The 17294-nt window shown below is 63.7% G+C and carries 11 protein-coding genes; 6 read left to right on the forward strand and 5 right to left on the reverse strand.

Annotated elements, in window-relative coordinates:
- Positions 1-175 precede the first annotated feature (175 nt).
- Positions 176-4261, forward strand: coding sequence for a phosphoribosylformylglycinamidine synthase (gene purL / locus FNZ07_RS22700; RefSeq protein WP_091016637.1), 4086 nt, complete (start codon positions 176-178; stop codon positions 4259-4261).
- A 753-nt stretch (positions 4262-5014) separates the two neighbouring features.
- Here purL and FNZ07_RS22705 read toward each other — a convergent pair.
- The 5 genes from FNZ07_RS22705 to FNZ07_RS22725 form a co-directional block, all read right to left on the reverse strand.
- Positions 5015-5794 (reverse strand): peptidylprolyl isomerase, encoded by a 780-nt coding sequence (locus FNZ07_RS22705; RefSeq protein ID WP_091016639.1) that lies wholly within the window; start codon positions 5792-5794, stop codon positions 5015-5017.
- A 10-nt stretch (positions 5795-5804) separates the two neighbouring features.
- Entirely contained in the window at positions 5805-6119 is a 315-nt protein-coding gene (locus FNZ07_RS22710; protein ID WP_091016642.1) for a BolA family protein, read from the reverse strand.
- 1 nt (position 6120) lies between these two features.
- Positions 6121-6651, reverse strand: coding sequence for a septation protein A (locus tag FNZ07_RS22715; protein ID WP_091016645.1), 531 nt, complete (start codon positions 6649-6651; stop codon positions 6121-6123).
- Between the two features lie 131 nt (positions 6652-6782).
- Positions 6783-7202: a peptide-methionine (R)-S-oxide reductase MsrB gene (gene msrB, locus FNZ07_RS22720; RefSeq protein ID WP_091016647.1), complete on the reverse strand. Its 420-nt coding sequence runs from the start codon at positions 7200-7202 to the stop codon at positions 6783-6785.
- Between the two features lie 125 nt (positions 7203-7327).
- The gene (locus tag FNZ07_RS22725) at positions 7328-8884 is read right to left on the reverse strand and encodes a protein adenylyltransferase SelO (RefSeq protein WP_091016649.1); all 1557 of its coding nucleotides are present in this window, start codon (positions 8882-8884) and stop codon (positions 7328-7330) included.
- 176 nt (positions 8885-9060) lie between these two features.
- On the opposite strand from FNZ07_RS22725, the gene FNZ07_RS22730 reads away from it, so the two are divergent.
- The 5 genes from FNZ07_RS22730 to FNZ07_RS22750 all read left to right on the forward strand — a co-directional run bounded on the left by FNZ07_RS22730 (position 9061) and on the right by FNZ07_RS22750 (position 17169).
- Positions 9061-10773, forward strand: coding sequence for a 3-(methylthio)propionyl-CoA ligase (locus tag FNZ07_RS22730; RefSeq protein WP_091016651.1), 1713 nt, complete (start codon positions 9061-9063; stop codon positions 10771-10773).
- Positions 10774-10924: 151 nt separating this feature from the next.
- Positions 10925-13009, forward strand: a complete 2085-nt coding sequence (locus FNZ07_RS22735; RefSeq protein ID WP_091016653.1) for a 3-hydroxyacyl-CoA dehydrogenase NAD-binding domain-containing protein — start codon at positions 10925-10927, stop codon at positions 13007-13009.
- A 45-nt stretch (positions 13010-13054) separates the two neighbouring features.
- Complete coding sequence (pncA, locus tag FNZ07_RS22740; RefSeq protein ID WP_091016656.1) at positions 13055-13681, forward strand: bifunctional nicotinamidase/pyrazinamidase; 627 nt, start codon at positions 13055-13057, stop codon at positions 13679-13681.
- 76 nt (positions 13682-13757) lie between these two features.
- The gene (locus FNZ07_RS22745) at positions 13758-14936 is read left to right on the forward strand and encodes an acetyl-CoA C-acyltransferase (RefSeq protein ID WP_091016658.1); all 1179 of its coding nucleotides are present in this window, start codon (positions 13758-13760) and stop codon (positions 14934-14936) included.
- Positions 14937-15201: 265 nt separating this feature from the next.
- Complete coding sequence (locus tag FNZ07_RS22750; RefSeq protein WP_091016660.1) at positions 15202-17169, forward strand: PAS domain-containing hybrid sensor histidine kinase/response regulator; 1968 nt, start codon at positions 15202-15204, stop codon at positions 17167-17169.
- Positions 17170-17294 lie beyond the last annotated feature (125 nt).

A 17294-nucleotide genomic window follows, 5' to 3' on the forward strand; every position in this document is an offset into this window, starting at 1 on the left:
AGAAGGCGGGGGCGCCCCGGCAAACGCCCCCGATGCCCGCCGGAATGCCATGCCACCGGCCGTGGGCGGGTCTTCCCGGGGTATAATCTCGAACTTCCTTTCCGCCTCAGGTCGCCGCAAGCGCGACTTGTCGACGCAACTAAGCGACGCAACTGCGCGACCCAACGTCAAGTCCATGGCCCACTTCTCGTGTTTCCCCGGTGCTTCGGCCCTTTCCGATTTCCGTCAAACCCGCCTGCTCGACACGCTGACCGGCATTGACGCCGGTATCACCGGCGTGCGCGGCCAGTACCTGCATTTCGTCAATGCACAGACGCCGCTGACAGCCGAAGACAGCGCGAAGATCGAAGCGCTGATGCACTACGGCGATCCGTTCGAAGCCGCGAACGAACGCGGTACGACCGAAACCTTTCTCGTAGTCCCGCGCTTCGGCACGGTGTCGCCATGGGCGAGCAAGGCTACGGAAATCGCCCGTCACTGCGGTTTCGCACAGGTGCGGCGCATCGAGCGCGGCATCGAGTACACGGTGACGCTGAAAACGGGGCTGCTCGGCGGCAAGAAGACCTTGTCCGATGAAGCGCGCGCCGCGGTGGCGGCGGCGCTGCACGACCGGATGACCGAAAGCGTCGCGCCGTCGCGCGATCACGCGTTGCATCTGTTCGACGAACTGCCGGCGCGACCGCTGCAAACCGTCGATATCCTGAGCGCCGGACGTGGCGCACTCGAAACGGCGAACACCGAACTGGGCCTCGCGCTCGCCGACGACGAAATCGACTACCTGGTCGACGCATTCACGAAACTCGGCCGTAATCCGACCGACGTGGAACTGATGATGTTCGCGCAGGCGAACAGCGAGCATTGCCGCCACAAGATCTTCAACGCGCAATGGACGATCGACGGCGAGGCGCAGGACATCTCGCTGTTCAACATGATCCGCAATACCGAGAAGCTGCATCCGCAAGGCACGATCGTCGCGTATTCGGACAACTCCGCGATCATGGCGGGCGGCATGGCCGAGCGCTGGTTTCCGCGCCAGCCCGGGCAGGCGGGGGCGCAGGCGGATGAGCTGGCCGAGCATTACGGCCGCCACGTCGAACTGACGCACACGCTGATGAAGGTCGAAACCCACAACCACCCAACTGCGATCTCGCCGTTCCCCGGCGCGTCGACCGGCGCCGGCGGCGAAATCCGCGACGAGGGTGCGACGGGCCGCGGCGCACGCCCGAAGGCCGGGCTCGCCGGCTTCACGGTATCGAATCTCGATCTACCCGACGCGCGCGAAACATGGGAAAACGCCCGCGATGCCGTGCAGCCGCTCGCACATCGTCGTCCGGACGAACAGAGCGAAGCGTACGGCCGGCCGGACCGGATTGCCTCGCCGCTGCAGATCATGATCGACGGGCCGCTCGGCGGCGCTGCGTTCAACAACGAATTCGGCCGGCCGAATCTCGGCGGCTATTTCCGCGCGTACGAACAGAACGTGGCGGGCCTCGTGCGCGGTTATCACAAGCCGATCATGATCGCCGGCGGCATCGGCAACATCTCCGACCAGCACACGCACAAGCACGATCTGCCCGACGGCACGCTGCTCATCCAGATCGGCGGTCCCGGCATGCGGATCGGCATGGGCGGCGGCGCGGCGAGCTCGATGGCGACCGGCACGAATACCGCCGAACTCGACTTCGACTCCGTGCAGCGCGGCAACCCGGAAATCGAACGGCGCGCGCAGGAAGTGATCAATGCGTGCTGGCAGCTTGGCGAACGCAATCCGATCCTGAGCATTCACGACGTGGGCGCGGGCGGTCTGTCGAATGCGTTCCCGGAACTGGTCGACGGCGCGGACAAGGGCGCGCGGTTCGAGTTGCGCAAGATCCAGCTCGAAGAGAGCGGCCTGTCGCCGCGCGAAATCTGGTCGAACGAAGCGCAGGAGCGTTACGTCATCGCCATCGCGCCGGCCGATCTGCCCGCATTCGAAGCGCTGTGCGAACGCGAGCGCTGCCCGTTCGCGGTGATCGGCGTTGCGACCGAAGAACGCCAGCTGAAACTGATCGACACGGAGCTACACGACGACGACGCGCACCAGCCAGTCGACATGCCGATGGAAGTGCTGCTCGGCAAGGCGCCGCGCATGCACCGCGATGTGACGCGTGTTAGTGCAACGCTACAACCGGTCGACGTCACGACCGTCGCGCTGCCCGAGGTTGCGATGAGCGTGCTGCGTCATCCGACGGTGGCTAACAAGTCGTTTCTGATCACGATCGGCGACCGCTCGGTGGGCGGCACGACTGCGCGCGACCAGATGGTCGGCCCGTGGCAGGTGCCGGTTGCCGATTGCGCGATTACGACGATGGACTACGCCGGTTTCCGCGGCGAAGCGATGACGATGGCCGAGCGCACACCGCTCGCAGTCATCAATGCGCCCGCATCGGGCCGCATGGCGGTCGGCGAGGCGATCACGAATATCGCGGCGGCGCCGATCGCATCGCTGGACAAACTGAAGCTGTCGGCGAACTGGATGGCCGCCTGCGGCAGCCCCGGCGAAGACGCTGCGCTTTACGACACCGTGAAAGCGATCGGCATGGAACTGTGCCCGGCGCTCGGTATCAGCATTCCCGTGGGCAAGGATTCGCTGTCGATGCGCACGAAGTGGGACGACCGCGGTGTTGCGAAGGAAGTGGTCGCGCCGGTGTCGCTGATCATTTCGGCGTTCGCTCCGGTTGAAGACGTGCGCGGCCATCTGACGCCGCAACTGCAGCGTGCCGATGCAGCAGGCGACAGTGTGCTGATTGCAATCGACCTCGGTCGCGGCAAGCTGCGCATGGGCGGCAGCATTCTCGCGCAGGTGACGCAGCAGGTCGGCGATACGGTGCCCGACGTCGACGATCCCGAAGACCTGAAGCGCTTCTTCGCGGCGATCCAGGCGCTGAACCTCGATGGCAAACTGCTCGCGTATCACGATCGTTCGGACGGCGGCCTGTGGGCGACCGTCTGCGAAATGGCGTTTGCGGGACACGTGGGCGTGTCGTTGAACGTCGACATGCTGACGCTCGATCCGGATCATGAATCGGACTACGGCGACGCGAAAGACTGGACGAAGCAGACGAGCGGCCGCCGCGAGGATCGCACGATCCGCGCGCTGTTCAGCGAAGAGCTTGGTGCAGTGATCCAGGTGCGTGCCGGTGATCGCGACGCCGTGCTGGCCGCGTTACGCGAACATGGGCTGTCGGCGTGCTCACATGTGATCGGCAAGCTGAACGACCGCGACACGATCGAGATTTATCGCGACGCGAAGAAGATCTACGATGCGCCGCGCGTCGAGCTACAGCGTGCGTGGAGCGAAGTGAGCTGGCGCATCTCGCGTCTGCGCGACAACCCGGCGTGTGCCGATGCGGAATACGACGGACTGCTCGATGCCTCCGATCCGGGCATGACGCCGCAACTGAGTTTCGATCCGGCCGCGGATGTGGCGGCACCGTTCATTGGTAAGGGTGCACGTCCGCGCGTGGCGATCCTGCGCGAGCAGGGCGTGAATTCGCACCTCGAAACCGCGTATGCATTCGACCGCGCCGGTTTCGACGCGTACGACGTGCATATGAGCGACCTGCTGGCCGGGCGCGCAACGCTGGCCGATTTCACGGGAGCGATTGCGTGCGGCGGCTTCTCGTACGGCGACGTACTGGGTGCGGGTGAAGGCTGGGCGAAGACGATCCGTTTCAATGCGCAACTGGCTGATATGTTTGCTGCATTTTTCAGTCGCAAGGACACGTTTGCGCTGGGCATCTGCAACGGTTGCCAGATGATGAGCAGCCTTGCATCGATGATTCCGGGCGCCGAGGCGTGGCCGAAGTTCACGCGCAACAAGTCGGAGAAGTTCGAGGCGCGTTCATCGCTGGTCGAAGTGCAGGCATCGCCGTCGATTTTCTTCGCGGGGATGGAAGGCTCGCGGATTCCGGTGGCCATTGCGCACGGTGAGGGATTCGCCGACTTTTCGCAGCAGGGCGATGCGAAGCAGGTTGCTGTGTCGATGCGGTTTGTCGATCATCGTGGGCAGGCGACCGAACAGTATCCGTTCAATCCGAATGGTTCGCCGCAGGGGATTACGTCGGTGACGACTGCGGATGGGCGCTTTGCGGTGTTGATGCCGCATATGGAGCGGGTGCACCGCTCGGTGCAGATGAGTTGGGCGCCGTCCGAGTGGAAGGGGCTTGATGGTAGCCCCTGGATGCGGGTGTTTCAGAATGCGCGGCGGTGGGTATCGTAAAGGGTTTTTTGCCTGTGCAGGCTGCTGGCTTTTGCCTAGGGCGGCGGCCTTAATTTTGCGGTTTTGGTTTTTGCCTGAGCTGGCGGCTTTGACTTAGCGCCTCGCGGCGCGGGCGTTGCCCCTGTGCGGGGCGGCACCTACTTTCTTTGCGCGGCAAAGAAAGTAGGCAAAGAAAGCCGCTCGAGACGTTACCGAGTCCTTTCCATGTGTAGCCGAAGTGGCCCGCACCTAAGTGTCGCCGTCGCAATGACACGATAGTGGTCCGAGACGAGACCGTCCCTCGCGCTTCCAACGGTAGTGACAAGGCAGTCATTCATCCCGCTCGCACTACGTGCTCGCGGTCGGGTGACCACATCGGAAAGCAATGGCGGGACGCAGAGGAAGACTGAAGACGCCGCGGCAAGGAAGCAGCGGCAGGGAAGGCTGGGAGAGAGTCAAACGAAGTGTGTTATGCCCGTCGGCGGCGAAGCCCGCCGGAACGGATGAGCGCCTGGTCACTGCCGCCAAAGGTGCGAGGCGTGATCTCGTCTCGGACCACTGCCGCGTCAGTGCGAGGGCGACACTTAGATGCGGGCCACTTCGGCTACACACGGAAAGGACTCGGTAACGTCTCGAGCGGCTTTCTCTGCCTACTTTCTTTGCCGCGCAAAGAAAGTAGGTGCCGCCCCGCACAGGGGCAACGCCTGCGCCGCGAGGCGCTAAATCAAAGCCGCCGGCTCAGGCAAAACAACACCCCGGCCGACGGCCCACAAACTACTGAATCTTCGCGTTCTTCCGCAAACCTTCCTCAAACGCCTGCAACTTCTCCTGCTGGATCTGCTGCACCACCTGCTGCTTAACCTGATCCAGCGGCGGCGGCGTAACTGCGCGGGTGTCATCCAGTCGAATGATGTGCCACCCATACTGCGTATGCACCGGCGCATCGGTCATCTGACCTTTCTGCAACTTCGTCGCCGCAGCCGCGAATTCCGGCACATATGCCTTCGGGTCCGACCAGTCGAGATCGCCACCGTTCTTGCCCGATCCCGGGTCCTTCGAATACTGCTTCGCCAGCGCCTCGAAACTCGCACCACCCTTGATCTTCGCGATCAGGTCCTTCGCCTGCTGCTCGTTGTCGACGAGGATGTGGTGCAGGTGATATTCCTTGCCACCGGCATTCTTCACGAGCGTGTTGTACTTCGCTGTGATCTCGGCGTCGGTCGGCTGGTTGTTCTTCACGAAATCTTCGATCAGCGCGCGCAGCACGACGGTCTGCTGCGCCACGGCAACTTCCGCCTTCACATCGGCACGCGCCGGGATGCCGCGACGAACCGCTTCCTGCATCAGGACTTCGCGGTTGATCAGTTCAGTGCGCACAGCGGCTTCCAGCTGCGGCGTGTCCTGCTGACCCTGTTTCCCGAGCTGCGCAATCATCGCGTCGGCTCGTGACTTCGGAATCGGTGTGCCGTTCACGACGGCGATGTTCTGCGCAAACGCAGGTGCAGCTGCAAACGCAGCCAGCAATACCCAGACGCGGGTTTTGTTCAAGGTCATCGGAAGTTTCCTAACGGGAATTGAATTCTTCTGGCGTGTAGGCCGTGATGGCAAGTGCATGAATGCCGCGCTGCATGGCGTCGGCCAGCGCATCATACACCATGCGATGGCGCGCAACGCGCGCGCGTCCAGCAAACGCAGCCGCGACGATCGTCACGCTGTAATGGCCGCCCGCCGATGCACCCGCGTGGCCCGCATGCTGCGCGCTGTCGTCGCGCACCTCAAGCGACACGACCGGCGCGAGTGCCGCACCGAGGCGCGCTTCGATCAACGCGATGCGTTCTGCCGCACCGGCGTTCAGGAACGCCTCGCTCGTCTCATTCATTTCATTCTTCCTTCATGTACTTCGCGAGCCACAGGCTCTGTCCGACGATAAACACCACGAGGCACCCGGTCGCGCCGAACAGCTTGAAATTCACCCAGGCATCGGTGGTGAAGTGATAGGCGACAAACAGGTTCACGATGCCGAGCAGCACGAAGAAGATCGCCCACACGATGTTCAACTGCCCCCACACGCGATGCGGCAAGGTGATCTGCTTGCCCATCATCGCTTCGATCAGGTTCTTGCCGAACGCCAGTTGCGAAACTATCAGCGCGACGGAAAACGCCCAGTACAGCACGGTCGGCTTCCACTTGATGAAGGTGTCGTTGTGCAACACGAGCGTCGCACCGCCGAACACCGTCACGACGCCAAGGCTCACCCACAGCATCGGGTCGACCTTGCGGTGCCGGAATGCCACCCATGCGATCTGCACAAGCGTGGCGACGATCGCGACCGCGGTCGCGGTGAAGATGCCCCATATCTTGAACGCGACGAAGAACAAGATGATCGGGAACAGATCGAACAGAAATTTCATTGTCGGGTCGGGAAAACGGAGAATGAACGAAGAGTGAAGGGCACGGACGGCGATCGGCTCGCAGTCCGGCACACCGCCGTCCGGTTGCCCCGCAAGTCCATCAATCAGCAGGGCATGCGTATCGGGTCGCGTTACTTGGGGTCGAATTGTAGCGCAGCCGAATTGATGCAGTAGCGCAGCCCCGTCGGCGCCGGACCGTCTTCGAACACGTGGCCCAGATGCGAGCCGCAGTTCTTGCAGCGGACTTCGATGCGCAGCATCCCATGCGCGCGGTCGGTCTTCTCTTCGATCACCTCGCCGTTGATCGGTTTGAAATAGCTCGGCCAGCCGCAACCGGCATCGAATTTCGTGTCCGATTCGAAGAGCGGTGTGCCGCAGGCGACGCAGTCGTAGATGCCGCGGTCCCAGTGGTCCCAGTAGCGGCCCGTGAACGGGCGCTCGGTGGCTGCGTGGCGCGTCACTTCGTATTCGACGTCGGATAGCTGTTTACGCCATTCGGCGTCGTCTTTCTCGACGGGGTAGGTGTCGGCTTTAGTATCGTCCGGATTCATGGTCGGTCTTGTCTCCAGCTACGGTGAAGAGCGCGGGCCGGCTCGTTGCCGGCAACTCCGCGCGATATTCGTGAGGTTCGCGGTCATGCGGTACTACGGCTGTACTACGGCGCAGCACTTGCGCCTTACGACGAGCAGCTGACTTCCAGCGTACTCGCCCAGTCCGGCGGCAGCGCCGCATACGCGTCGTGCTCCGGCTGTTCGTCGAACGGGCGGCGCAGTACAGCTGCCAGCCGCTCGACTTCCGAAAAGTCCTTTTCCTTCGCATGCCGGATCGCCGTTTCGGCGAGATGGTTGCGCAGGATGAATCTGGGGTTCACGCGGTTCATTGCAATGGCCCGCGTCGCATCGTCGCGTGTTTCTTCGGACAGCCGCGCGCGATAGTCGTTCGCCCACGCGTCGAATGCCGGGCGGTCGAGAAACAGGTCGCGCGCCGAAGTGTCGCCGCTTGCATCGTGCTTCGAGATCCGCGCGAGGTGGCGGAACGTCAGCGTGAAGTCCGCGCGGTTCGCCTGCATGATTGAGAACAGGCGGTTCGCAAGCGCGTCGTCGCCGGGGCGTTCGTTTTCGAGGCCGAGCTTGGCGCGCATCCGCGCTTCGAGTGCGGGCGCAAACTGCGTCTTGAAACCTTCCAGCACGCGCTGCGCGTCCTCGATCGCGCGCTCGCCGCGCACGGCTTCGTCGTGCGGGCCGCCGAGCAGCGGCAGCAACCCTTGAGCGAGGCAGAACAGGTTCCAGTACGCGACTTGCGGCTGCCGCTGATACGCGTAGCGGCCTTGCGTATCGGAATGGTTGCAGATGTAGTTCGCATCGAACGCATCGAGAAAACCGAATGGGCCGTAGTCGATCGTCAGGCCGAGAATTGACATGTTGTCGGTATTCATCACGCCGTGGCAGAAGCCGACGGCCTGCCATTGCGCGAGCAGATCGGCGGTGGAATGCACGGCTTCGTTCAGCAGCGCGAGGTACGGATCGTCGGCTTCCCGGCAATGCGGATGGAAGCGGTCGATCACATGATCGGCGAGCATGCGCAATGCATCGGTATCGTCATTCGAGTAGAAATGCTCGAAATGGCCGAAGCGCACGAAGCTCGGTGCCACGCGTGTGACGACAGCCGCCGTTTCCATTTCCTCGCGACGCACTGGCTGGTCGGAGCCGATCACGCAGAGCGCGCGCGTCGTCGGGATACCGAGGTGGTGCATCGCCTCCGAGCACAGGTATTCGCGTATCGACGAGCGCAACACGGCGCGGCCGTCGCCCATGCGCGAATAGGGCGTGCGGCCGCCGCCCTTCAACTGCAACTCGTAGCGCCGGCCCGCATGTTCGATCTCGCCGAGCCCGAGCGCGCGGCCATCGCCGAGCTGGCCGGCCCACACGCCAAACTGATGACCGGAATACACCGACGCATAAGGCAGCGCGTCGCCCGGCCAGTCGCGTGTCGTGTTGCCGGAGAAAAGCTCGGCGAAGTCCGGTTCGTCCGCGACGGATGGTTCGAGGCCGAGCAGCGCGGCGGTATCCGCGGAAAATCCGACGACATACGGTGCCGGCAGCGGCGCCGCCGGCAGGCGCGTGAGAAAGCGGCTGCCAAGCTGCGCGAAGGCGCCGTCGCGCGGGCTGCCAAGCCCGTCGGCAATGGCTTGCATCGATGCCGACAGGGTGGAACTGCTTGGGGAAAACGACATGTTGAGCGCCTCTGGGTTAGCCGATATTGTAAGGCGGCGCCTGCCGGCCCGCAGGACGCCGATTCGCTGCGCATACGGACGGGGATTGCCGGTGTGCCGCGAGCGCGGCTGCGTAGCGAATCGTGTGGCTCGGGCCCGATACTTCAATCGACAACATGGCGAGGAGACGCCCGCATATGACGACGCCGTTGCTGGGACAAATGATGGATGTGCCGCTCACCGTGTCGTCGCTGATCGCGCACGCCGCGCGGCATTTCGGCGACACGGAGATAGTCTCGCGGCGCATCGAGGGCGACGTGCATCGCTACACCTGGCGCGACTGCGAACGACGCGCGAAGCAACTCGCGCAGGCGCTGATCGCACTCGGTGTGCAACCGGGCGAACGGGTCGGCACGCTCGCATGGAACGGCTACCGGCATCTCGAGGCGTATTACGGTCCGACCGGTTTCGGCGCCGTGTGCCACACGATCAATCCGCGGCTCTTTCCCGAGCAGATCGCGTTCATCATCAATCATGCGGACGACAGCTACGTGCTGTTCGACATGACCTTTGCGCCGCTCGTCGATGGGCTCGCGCCGCATTGTCCGAAAGTGCGCGGCTGGATAGCGCTGGGGGATGAAGCGTGTATTGCAGAGCATCTGTCGTCGATGAAAACGCCGGTGCTCAGCTATGAAACGCTGCTCGCTGCCCAGGACGGCGAGTACACGTGGCCGCAGCTCGACGAGCGCGCTGCCTCCTACCTCTGCTACACCTCGGGCACCACCGGCAATCCGAAGGGCGCGCTGTACTCGCATCGCTCCACTGTGCTGCATGCGTACGGCGCCTCGCTGCCCGACGCGATGGGCCTGTCCGGGCGCGATGCGGTGCTGCCGGTCGTGCCGATGTTCCACGTCAACGCGTGGGGCATCCCGCACGCGACGGCGCTGACCGGTGCGAAGCTGGTGTTTCCTGGCAAGGACCTCGACGGCAAGTCGTTGTTCGAACTGATGGAAGCGGAGCGGGTTACGTATTCCGCTGGCGTGCCGACCGTGTGGCTCGGTTTGCTGAATTACGTGAAGGAGGCGGGCCAGCGGTTTTCGACGCTGCAGCGCACGGTGATTGGCGGCTCGGCCTGTCCGCCCGCGATGCTGCGCACGTTCGAGGACGTCTACAACGTCGAGGTGATCCATGCCTGGGGGATGACGGAGATGTCGCCGCTCGGCACGCTCGCGAAGCTTACGTGGGAACAGTCGCAGCGTCCGCCCGAAGCACAACGCAAGCTGCGCGAGAAGCAGGGCCACGTCATCTACGGCGTCGACATGAAGATCGTCGGCGAAGACGGGCGCGACCTGCCGTGGGACGGCGTCGCGTTCGGCGACCTGCACGTGCGCGGCCCGTGGGTAATCGACCGGTATTTTCGCAAGGACGATTCGCCGTTGATCAACGGCTGGTTTCCGACCGGCGACGTCGCGACGATCGATCGCGACGGCTTCCTGCAGATCACCGATCGCAGCAAGGATGTGATCAAGTCCGGTGGCGAATGGATCAGCTCGATCGATATCGAGAACGTCGCGATTGCGCATCCGGCGGTGGCGGAAGCCGCCTGTATCGCGTGCTCGCATCCGAAGTGGACCGAGCGGCCGTTGCTCGTCGTCGTCCGACGCCCGGACATGAACGTGGCACGCGACGAACTGATCGCGTTCTACGATGGCAAGGTGGCGAAGTGGTGGATCCCCGACGATGTCGCATTCGTCGACGAACTGCCGCATACCGCGACCGGCAAGCTGCAAAAACTGAAGCTGCGCGAGCTGTTCCGCGACTACGTGCTGCCGTCGGCGCTGGCCGTCGACAATTGTCCGCTTACCGATGAAGAGACCGACAAACCTAGGGCAAACCCTGCACCGCGATAATAAATCCGACTGTAAGCGCACTCGAATTGAACGAGCGTGCTTTTTTGTGTATCCTGCCTGCTGGCCCGCGAATGACGGACAATGATCCGGTTGGGGCGCGACAGCGCGTCGCGTCTTTCTCCGGTTCGCATCGAGGCATGGAGGCAGACAGATGGCAGTGGACTACACGACTCATGACGGCGTCGCCGTCATTACGCTCAACAATCCCCCGGTCAACGGGCTCGGTCTGACGACCCGGGCCGGCATCGTCGAAGGGCTCGAGCGGGCACAGAACGATCCGGCCATCGTGGCCATCGTGCTGACGGGCGCCGGCAAGGCGTTCTCCGGCGGTGCCGACATCACCGAATTCAACACCCCGAAAGCCACCCAGGAACCGACGCTCGCCACCGTCATCAAGGCGGTCGAGGGCAGCGCGAAGCCGGTCGTCGCGGCGATCCACAGCGTTGCAATGGGCGGCGGTCTGGAACTCGCACTCGGTGCGCACTACCGCATCGCGGCGCCTGGCGCGCAGATCGCGCTTCCCGAAGTGAAACTCGGCATCCTGCCGGGCGCCGGCGGCACGCAACGTCTGCCGCGCGCGATCGGGCTCGAAGCCGCGCTCAACATGATCGTGTCCGGTGCGCCGGTGATGTCGGAGAAACTCGCTGGCAGCGGGCTCTTCGATGAAGTCGTACAGGGCGATCTGGCCGAAGCGGCGTTCGCATTTGCCCGCAAGGTCGGCGCGCAGGCGGGTCCGCATCCGAAGGTGCGCGACCGCAAGATCGAGCATCCGAACGCCGAAGGCTTCATCCAGTTCGCGCGCAATAGCGTCGCGGGCATCGCCAAGAATTTCCCCGCTCCGCATAAATGTATCGACGCAGTCGAAGCCGGCGTGAAAAACGGCTTCGACAAGGGTCTCGCGTTCGAACGCGAATGCTTCATCGCGCTCGTGCAAACGCCGGAAAGCCATGCGTTGCGCCATGCGTTTTTCGGCGAACGCGCGGCGAGCAAGATTCCCGACGTACCGTCGAGCACGCCTGTGCGCGAGCTTCGCAAGATCGCCGTGATCGGTGCGGGCACGATGGGCGGCGGCATCGCGATGAACTTCGTCAACGCGGGCCTGCCGGTCACGCTGCTTGAAACGAAGCAGGACGCGCTCGATCGCGGTATCGCGACGATCCGCAAGAACTACGAAGGCACGGTCAAGAAGGGCAAGCTGAAGCCCGAAGCGCTCGAACAACGCATGGCGCTGATCACACCGACGCTCTCGTACGACGATCTGAAAGACGCGGACCTGATCATCGAAGCCGTGTTCGAAGAACTCGGCGTGAAGGAGCAGGTGTTCAAGCGGCTGGACGAAGTGGCGAAGCCGGGCGCAATCCTCGCTTCCAATACCTCGACGCTCGATCTGAACAAGATCGCTGCGTTCACGAAGCGTCCGCAGGACGTGGTCGGCATGCACTTCTTCAGCCCGGCCAACGTGATGAAGCTGCTCGAAGTCGTGCGCGGCAAGGACACGGCGAAAGACGTGCTCGCCACCGTGATGCAGGTCGCGAAGAAAATCCGCAAGACCGCGGTGGTGTCGGGCGTGTGCGACGGCTTCATCGGCAACCGCATGATCGAGCAGTACATCCGTCAGGCGCTCTTCATGCTCGAAGAAGGCGCGCTGCCGGCGCAGATCGACAAGGCCATCGAGAAGTTCGGCTTCGCGATGGGCCCGTTCCGGATGAGCGATCTCGCCGGTAACGACATCGGCTGGGCGATCCGCAAGCGCCGCTATCAGGAGCATCCGGACCTGAACTACTCGAAGATCGCCGATCGCCTGTGCGAGACGGGCCGCTTCGGGCAGAAGACCGGCGGCGGCTGGTACGACTACAAGGCGGGTGACCGCACCGCGTATCCGTCGAAGCTCGTCGACGAGATGATCGTCGGCTATTCGCAGGAAACCGGTGCGACGCGCCGCAAGATTTCCGACGCGGAAATCGTCGAACGTCTGGTGTACGCGCTCTCCAACGAAGGCGCGAAGATCCTTGAAGAAGGGATTGCCTCGAAGGCATCGGATATCGACATGGTGTACCTGACCGGCTACGGCTTCCCGCTGTGGCGCGGCGGCCCGATGCTGTACGCGGACACTGTTGGCCTCTACAACGTCGAGCGCGCCATCGGGCGCTATGCGGCGCAGGCGAACGGCGACGGCTGGCAGATCGCGAAGAGCATCGCCGATCTGGCGGCGCAGGGACGCGGTTTCAATAGCTAAAAGCAGCTGAGAACGGCGCGCGAATTTGGCGAACGAGGTGCAGCGATGAAGGGTGCAGGCGACGTGCTGCTGGTAGTCGACGTGCAGAACGATTTCATGCCGGGCGGCGCGCTTGCCGTCGCGCACGGCGACGAGATCGTACCGGTCGTGAACGAGCTCGCACGCGGCTTCGCGCACGTGGTGCTGACGCAGGACTGGCACCCGGCCGGGCACCGTTCGTTTGCCGCGAATCACGCGGGCCGCAAGCCGTTCGATAGCATCGCGCTGCCGTATGGCAACCAGGTACTGTGGCCGGTGCACTGCGTGCAGGACACACCGGGCGCCGCACTGCATCGCGATCTCGACATACCGCATGCGCAACTGGTCATTCGCAAGGGACTGCGCGCGGAGGTCGACAGTTACTCGGCATTTGTCGAAGCGGATCGCACCACCTCGACGGGTCTGGCCGGCTATCTGCGCGAGATTGGCGCGCAGCATGTCTGGTGCTGTGGGCTCGCCACTGACTATTGCGTCGCCTGGTCCGCACTCGATGCACGCGCAGCCGGATTCGACGTTGCACTGATCGAAGACGCGTCGCGCGCGATCGATCTTAACGGTTCGCTCGACGCCGCATGGCGACAGCTCGATGCAGCGGGCGTGGCCCGCGTACAGGCTGCCGAAGTGCTGCGCTGATTGTGCCGCTGCGTCCTGCTGTTCAACCAGCGGGACGCGCGACGAACCTCATTTCACATTGGAAGCAGGAGACACCATGACTGACGCCGTAATCGTTTCGACCGCCCGCACGGGTCTTGCCAAATCGTGGCGCGGCGCCTTCAACATGACGCACGGCGCGACGCTCGGCGGGCACGCCACACAGGCAGCGGTCGAGCGCGCGAAGATCGACCCGGCCCGCGTCGAAGATGTGATCATGGGCTGCGCGAATCCCGAAGGCGCGACTGGCGCGAACATCGCACGGCAGATCGCACTGCGCGCCGGGCTGCCGGTCAGTGTGCCGGGCATGACGGTGAACCGCTTCTGCTCGTCGGGGCTGCAAACCATCGCACTGGCTGCGCAACGCGTGATCGCGGGCGAAGGCGATGTGTTCGTCGCCGGTGGTGTCGAATCGATCTCGTGCGTACAGAACGAGATGAACCGCCACATGATGGCCGAAGGATGGCTCGCGAAGAACAAGCCGGAAGTCTACTGGTCGATGCTGCAGACGGCGGAAACCGTCGCGAAGCGTTACTCGATTGCGAAGGAACGTCAGGACGAATATGGCGTGCAGTCGCAGCAGCGCGCGGCGGCCGCGCTCGAAGCTGGCCGCTTTACCGCCGAAATCGTGCCGATGACGGTACTCGCCGGCGTCGCGGACAAGGCGAGCGGCCAGTTGTTCACGAAGGAAGTGACGATCTCCGCCGACGAAGGCATTCGCGCCGACACGACGCTCGAAGGCGTATCGAAGATTCGTACGGCGCTGCCCGGCGGCGTGATTACGGCGGGCAATGCCAGCCAGTTTTCCGATGGTGCCTCGGCCTGCGTGGTGATGAATGCGACGGTCGCGGAGCGCGAAGGGCTGCAACCGCTCGGCATTTTCCGCGGCTTCGCGGTGGCCGGTTGTGAACCCGACGAGATGGGCATCGGCCCGGTGTTCGCGGTGCCGAAACTGCTCAAGCAGGCGGGCCTCAAGGTCGAGGACATCGATCTGTGGGAGCTGAATGAAGCGTTCGCGGTGCAGGTGCTCTATTGCCGCGACAAGCTGGGCATTCCCAACGAACGACTCAACGTCAACGGCGGCGCGATCGCAGTCGGTCACCCGTACGGCGTGTCCGGCGCGCGCCTGACCGGCCATGCGTTGATCGAAGGCAAGCGGCGCGGCGCGAAGTTTGTCGTCGTGACGATGTGTATCGGTGGCGGGCAGGGCGCTGCGGGGCTCTTCGAAGTCGTCTGAAGTCGTTCGCGTGTTGCGATACGGCGGTACTGAGGGCCAGGGCACCGGACAGCCGGTGCCGATCTGGTCGCTGACGCCGCCTGCGAACGGTTTGCCGTTCAATGCGAGATCGAACCAGTCCGTACCCGATGTTGCCGGGGCGCGTCGCAGGCGCGGCTCCAGCGCATCGAAACAACCGGCAACGCTGGCCCACCAAGGGTGTGCGCGCAACGGTTTGCACGGTGTATGCTTGCCGCGTTCCCCCCGCGCGTCGTGTCGACACTCCATGAATCCGTCCAATCCCTCCCGCCTGTCCGGCGACGTCGGTCCGATCTCCGGTGCGCCGCTCAGCCCGATCGCCGTGCCGACCGAGGAGAGCTTTCGCGCGCTGGTTCAGGCAATCGAGGACTACGCGGTCTTCATGCTCGATGCCACGGGCCGCATCATCAGCTGGAATGCGGGCGCGGCGAAGCTGAAGGGCTATGCGGAGCACGAGATACTCGGTTCGCACTTTTCGCGCTTCTATACCGCGGAAGCGGTCGAGCGCGGCTGGCCCGCCTATGAACTCGAGCAGGCGCGACTGCTCGGCCGCTTCGCGGACGAAGGCTGGCGCGTGCGCAAGGACGGCACGCTGTTCTGGGCGAACGTGATCATCACGGCGCGGCGCGGGTCAGGCGGCGCGGTAGTCGGCTTTGCCAAGGTCACGCGCGATCTGACCACGCAGCGCGAGGCCGACGAGGCGTTGCGCCGCAGTGAGGAACGCTTCCGGTTGCTGGTCGAAGGGGTGAGCGATTACGCGATCTTCATGCTCGACCCCGACGGTCGCGTGATGAGCTGGAACGCCGGCGCAGCGCATATCAACGGTTATCGGCGCGATGAAATCGTCGGTCAGCATTTCTCGGTGTTCTACGCCGCCGAAGACGTGGCGACTGGCAAGCCGTTGCGCGAACTCACGCTTGCGCGCGAACAGGGCCGCGCCGAGGACGAAGGCTGGCGTGTCCGCAAGGACGGTACGACCTTCTGGGCCAACGTAACGATCACCGCGATCTACGACGAGGCGCGCGAGTTGCGCGGCTTCGCGAAAGTCACGCGCGACATGAGCGAGCGCAAGCGCCTGGAAGAGGTCGAGCAGGCGAGCCAGCGGATGAAGAAATTCCTCGCCATGCTCGCGCACGAACTGCGCAATCCGCTCGCGCCGGTCCGCAATGCGCTCGCGGCGATGCAACTCGAAGAAGGCGTGAGCGAGACGGTGCGCCGTTGCCGCGACACGATGGATCGCCAGATCACGCATCTGACGAGGCTCGTCGAGGATCTCCTCGACGTCGGTCGGATCACGTCGGGGAAGGTCGAGCTGCGAATCGCACCGGTCGAACTGCGCGACGTATTGGTGCGCAGTGTCGAAGCCGCGCAGCCGTTTATCGATGCGCGCCAGCAGAGTATCGATCTGCAGATGGAGCGTACTTCGATTGTCGTGAGCGGTGACATGACGCGGCTCGTCCAGGTGGTGCAGAACCTGTTGCACAACGCATCCAAATTCTCGCCGGAGGGAAGTTGCATCGGCATCCATATGGCGATCGAAAACCGCATGGCCGTGCTGCGCGTTTCCGATGCCGGTTGTGGCATTCCGCAAGACGCACTGGATACGATCTTCAGTCTGTTCACGCAGGTGCCGGTGGCGCAGAACACCGGCGAAAGCGGTCTGGGTATCGGGCTTACGCTGTGCCGCTCGTTGATCGAGTTGCATCACGGTTCGATTTTCGCGGCGAGCGCCGGACTGGGGAAAGGCAGTGTATTCACGGTGCGTCTGCCGGCGCATCCGGAACTCGCGCCTTTGTCGATGGACGACAAGACGAGCGAGCCCCGGTATGGCACGCCGGGCTTGCGTGTGCTGATCGTCGACGACAATCGCGATTCGGCGGACAGCCTCGCGATGCTGTTCGAAATGAAGGGGCATCGGGCGCAGGTGGTCTATCGCGGCGAACATGCAGTCGAGGCTGCGCGCCGGTTGACGCCGAACATTGCGCTGATCGACCTCGCGATGCCCGGCATCGACGGTTTCACGGTGCTGCGCATGCTACGCGCGCTGCCCGAGTTGCGCGGCACGCGCTTTGCCGCGATGACAGGTTTCGGTCAGAGCAGCGATCGCGAGCGTACGCGCGAGGCGGGCTTCGACGTGCATCTGGTGAAGCCTGTCGATATGACGCTGCTCGACGAATTTATTGCGCTGGCTGCGACACCACGTGAAGCTGGTTGAGTGGCGATTACATGCGATTACGCGGACTGGACAGGCAGTGCAAACATGCCCTCCCGCCGTACGTCGCCACTGTTATTTTGATAGGCTTACGCGCTCATAGCCTGCTGCATCGATAGAACCACTTA

Source organism: Paraburkholderia megapolitana (assembly GCF_007556815.1).
In the GTDB taxonomy this organism is placed as follows: Bacteria; Pseudomonadota; Gammaproteobacteria; order Burkholderiales; family Burkholderiaceae; genus Paraburkholderia; species Paraburkholderia megapolitana.